The organism is Desulfovibrio sp. (genome assembly GCF_035644575.1).
Lineage (GTDB): Bacteria > Desulfobacterota > Desulfovibrionia > Desulfovibrionales > Desulfovibrionaceae > Desulfovibrio.
The window spans coordinates 1-4,182 of the sequence record NZ_DASQOG010000024.1 but is presented as its reverse complement, the minus strand read 5'-3'; the positions used below and the strand labels follow the sequence as shown (position 1 = coordinate 4,182).

At 60.3% G+C, this 4,182-nt stretch carries 5 protein-coding genes and 1 pseudogene; 1 reads left to right on the top strand and 5 read right to left on the bottom strand.

Annotation, left to right across the window (positions count from 1 at the left end; genetic code table 11):
- The 4 genes and pseudogenes from VEZ52_RS01005 to VEZ52_RS00990 form a co-directional block, all read right to left on the bottom strand.
- A pseudogene (locus VEZ52_RS01005) lies at positions 1–131 on the bottom strand (guanylate kinase); the annotation flags it as partial.
- Positions 131–385: a DUF370 domain-containing protein gene (locus tag VEZ52_RS01000; RefSeq protein ID WP_136400130.1), complete on the bottom strand. Its 255-nt coding sequence runs from the start codon at positions 383–385 to the stop codon at positions 131–133. The gene VEZ52_RS01000 and the pseudogene VEZ52_RS01005, both read right to left, overlap by 1 nt.
- 2 nt (positions 386–387) lie before the next feature.
- The gene (locus VEZ52_RS00995; protein ID WP_192111404.1) at positions 388–1,269 is read right to left on the bottom strand and encodes a YicC/YloC family endoribonuclease; all 882 of its coding nucleotides are present in this window, start codon (positions 1,267–1,269) and stop codon (positions 388–390) included.
- A gap of 114 nt (positions 1,270–1,383) precedes the next feature.
- A complete protein-coding gene (locus VEZ52_RS00990) occupies positions 1,384–1,644 on the bottom strand; it encodes an FmdB family zinc ribbon protein (protein ID WP_192111405.1) in 261 nt (86 codons plus the stop codon).
- A 308-nt stretch (positions 1,645–1,952) separates the two neighbouring features.
- On the opposite strand from VEZ52_RS00990, the gene VEZ52_RS00985 reads away from it, so the two are divergent.
- A complete protein-coding gene (locus VEZ52_RS00985) occupies positions 1,953–2,534 on the top strand; it encodes a DJ-1/PfpI family protein (RefSeq protein WP_192111406.1) in 582 nt (193 codons plus the stop codon).
- A gap of 119 nt (positions 2,535–2,653) precedes the next feature.
- On the opposite strand, the gene VEZ52_RS00980 is transcribed toward VEZ52_RS00985, so the two are convergent.
- Positions 2,654–4,182: MiaB/RimO family radical SAM methylthiotransferase (locus VEZ52_RS00980; protein WP_324835149.1), on the bottom strand; the 1,529-nt coding region annotated here is incomplete at its 5' end.

The window sequence follows — 4,182 nt, the reverse complement described above, 5'->3', positions numbered from 1 at the left end:
CGCGGTTGCCGCGTCGTGCACGAAACCGAGTAGCCAATATGCGGAAATTCCGCCAGCAGGCGTTTGACCAGTGTGGTCTTGCCTGCGCCAGACGGTGCGCTCAGCACCAGTGCTATGCCTTCGCGGGGCATCAGTCCCCTTCCTCTTGCGCAAAGCGCTGACTGATTGTTTCCGGCTGGATGGAGGAAAGAATGACGTGGTTTGAATCCGTCACCAAGATGGAGCGCGTTTTGCGCCCCTGGGTGGCGTCAATGAGTCTTCCCTCTGCCCGCGCGTCTTCACGAAGGCGTTTCATGGGCGAAGATGCAGGGCTGACAATGCCCACAACCCGGCCCGCCAGCACATAGTTGCCAAAACCAATATTGATAAGACGTTCGCGAGGCATGTTTATTCCAGATTCTGAACCTGCTCGCGGCATTTTTCCAGTTCGTTTTTAAAATCAACCACCATGCGCGAAAGCTGCACATCAGGCAGCTTGTTGCCGCAGGTATTGATCTCGCGGAAGCACTCCTGCAAGGTAAAATCGAGCCGCCGCCCGGCATCGCCGCCGGTTTGCAGCAGGTCGTGCAGGCGCGCCAGGTGCGTGTTGAGCCGCGTGAGCTCTTCGCTCACATCCAGGCGGTCTGCCAGAATGACGGCTTCCTGCAAAAAGCGGCCTTCTTCCAGCTCCTGCCCGTTCTGGGACAGGGCCTCGCTCAGGCGTTCGCGCAGGGCATTGGCGCGCTCTTCCTTGATGTTGGGAGCGCGGTCGGCAATAAGGCCTGTCCATTCTTCCATGCGCAGAATGCGGGAGTGCATGTCGGTGGCAAGGGAGCGCCCTTCGGCGGAGCGGGCCTCATTCCAGTCTTCCAGCGCAAGGGCCAGGCCTTCTTCAAGGCAGCGGGCGGTATCTTCGTCCAGCTCCTCGCCGCTGTCGCCCCAAAGCGAAGGGATCTGCAACAGTGCGTTGAAGTCGGGAACATAGGCCTCGCCGCGCGCATCAGCCAGTGCCTGCAAATTATCAAGCATGGCAGCGGCCTGCACCATGTCAAACCGCATGGCGGGGGTGTTGCCCGGCGCGTACTGCAAGACCAGGCTCACATCCACGCGCCCGCGCGAGGCATAGCGCCGCACCACTTTTTCAAGGCGCGGTTCAAGACTGCGTATAGAGAGAGGCAAACGCCACTTGAGGTCAAGATGGCGACTGTTGACGCTTTTAACCTCCCACTGCTGGGTGGTGTAGTCGTTTTCCACCAGGCAGCGGCCAAAGCCGGTCATGCTGCGGAGCATAGCTTCCTTCCTGCTAAAGATATGCGTCAGTGTAGAGCAAGGGGCTTGCGAATGCAACAAATGCCCTTGGCCCGGCGCTGTGGGTATGCATTTTTTATTTTTAAAATCAGTGTATTATGCCTGTGATCCGCCGGAATTTCCGCTGCAGCCGCCGCAGCCGCCACCAGCGGCGCAAGAAGGGGGCATGCCCTTGCCCATGGGGCGCACAGGGCCGGGCTTGTAGGGGAAAGCCCCGGTTTTAAGCGGGCTGGGCACGCACATCTGCTTTTCTGTGGCGGGGGAGTTGCACTTGGGGCAGGCGGGAACTTCGTCGCCAAAAACGAGATCTTCAAATTTATTGCCGCAGGCCGTGCAGACAAAATCGTACATGGGCATGATTATTCTCCTGATTCGTTGCCGGAATGAAACCCTTGCGGCGGCATACCGCAACATGGGGGCGCTAGAATACTTGCTATTGAAAATGTTCTGAAGCTTGCGCAGGCCGCTGCGGTCAGAAAATGACCAAGCCTCCCAGGTGCGCAATTGTGCGGGCCGGGGGGCGTCAGGGGCTTGCCCACATGCTTTGTGTGCATATATAAGTATATATACGGTCAAGGCAAGGGCGGTGTTTTGCTGCTCAGCCGCCGCGCAACAACTGGTCTTTGCGACCACGTTAACGGGCCGCTCCCCGTTTGGAGGAACATATGAAAAAAATTCTGGTGCTGGCTGGCGACTATGTTGAGGATTATGAAATCATGGTGCCTTTCCAGATGTTGCAGATGCTGGGCTATGAAGTGCATGCCGTCTGCCCCGGGAAAAAGGCTGGCGAAAGCGTGCGCACGGCCATCCATGACTTTGAGGGCGACCAGACATATTCTGAAAAACGTGGACACAACTTTGGCATCAACTACGATTTCGACAAGGTAAACACCGCTGACTACGCAGGCCTTGTTATTCCCGGTGGCCGCGCCCCGGAATACCTGCGCCTGAACCCCCGCATTCTGGAAATCGTGCGCGAATTCAACGACGCCAAAAAGCCCATTGCCGCCGTGTGCCACGGCCCGCAGATTCTCGTGACGGCTGGCGTGCTGAAAAACCGCAGCTGCACCGCCTACCCGGCGGTGAAGCCCGATGTGGTGGACGCCGGGGCCACCTGGTGCGACTTTAACGAAACACTGACCAGCGCCACTGTGGACGGCAACCTTGTTTCTGCCCCCGCGTGGCCTGCCCACCCCGCCCTGATCGCCGAATTTGTTAAGCTGCTGGGCGCGAAGATCAGCATCTAGCCTGCTTGCGGGGTGCCCTCAGGGGTTTACTTCGAAAGAGCAGCACAGGTTTACGCAGATAAAAGAAAAGGAGAGCCATGCTCTCCTTTTCTTTTATGCAGTGCACAGCGACACTGCATTTATTTTTGCTCTATCAGCTCCACCACCAGACCCTTTTCGGTAAGGGCTACAGGTCGCGCGGGCAACAGCCCGGCATCCGCGCCGGGTTTTTTGCCTTGCGTGGGCAGGCGGATAGAGCAGGCTGCGTAGTATTCGTTCACGCCCTTCACGGAGTTTTTCTTGGTCTTGCCCGCAGATTCCGGCGTGGGTGCCGCATCCGTTGCGGAGTCCGCAAATGCCTGTGGATTGTCAGCCGCCACCAGCATGCGGGGCAGTTTGAGCTGTTCTGCCAGAAATGCCTGCTGCTTGCGGGCCACGGCTTCGCGCAGGCGGGCCGCGCGCTCAAGTTTGAGGCTGTGGGGGATCTGCCCGTCAAAGCGATCTGCCGCAGTGCCGGGCCGCCGTGAATAGGGGAACACGTGGGCGTAGCTCATGGGCAGGCGGTCGATCAGCTCCAGCAACTGGCGCATGTCGTCTTCCGTTTCGCCGGGAAAGCCCGCGATGATATCCGCGCCCAGCCCCATGGTGGGCCAGTGCGAGGCCAGCGCGCTCACGGCATGCTCCAGCATGGCCGGGGTGTAGTGCCCGCGCCCCATGCGTTTGAGCACCGCCTGACTGCCGTGCTGCAAAGAAATATGCAGGTGCGGGCAAAGCATGTGGCAGGCAAGCAGGGCGTCCAGCCCTTGCTGGTCGAGCTGGCCGGGTTCCAGCGAGCTGATGCGCAGGCGGGCCTGCCCGGCAAATTCCGGCGCAAGGGCAGCGTCAAGCGTGCGCAGAAGATTCCAGAAGTCGCCTGTATCCGTGCCGCGTCCGTACTGGCCCAGATTGATGCCGGAAACCATGATTTCCGCATGGCCTGCCTGCAACAGGCGGCGCGCCTCGGAAACGATTTCATCCACCGGGCGGCTGCGCGGTTTGCCGCGCGTAGAGGGAACAATGCAGTAGGTGCAGCGGTGGGCGCAGCCATCCTGCACTTTCAGCACTGGGCGGGCGCGCTTGAAGGCAGAAATCTGAAATGGCGGAAAGGCCTGCTGCGCTGTCTGTGCTGTGGTCTGCGCAGGGCTTGCTGCGGCAACTGCGGCAACTGCGGCAACTGCGGCCGCAGGCGCGGTAGTCTCCAGCTCCCCGGCGGGCAGGGTGATGCCCTCGCCGTCAAGGTCGGCCCATGGGCCATGCAGCAGGCGACTTTTTTCTTCCTGCGGCACCAGCAGATCCGGGGCGGCCCAAATGGCGCCGGGGCGCGGTTTGTAATCGGCAAAGAGCCGCGCCGCGCAACCGGTGAGAATCAGGCGCGAAGACGGAGCCTCCCTGCGCAGGCGGAACACGGCATTGCGCGCGTCCCTCTCGCCCTTGGAGGTGATGGCGCAACTATTGACGCACACCACATCCGCCTCGGCAGGGGCGCTGCATTCCACGCCGCCCTGGGCAAGCCAGGCTTCGCGCAGTGATTGGGTTTCGTACTGATTGACCTTGCAGCCGAACGTGACCAGATAAAATTTCCAGGCAGACATGGCGCAGATGTACGCAAAAGCGCTTGCCTTGACAAGCC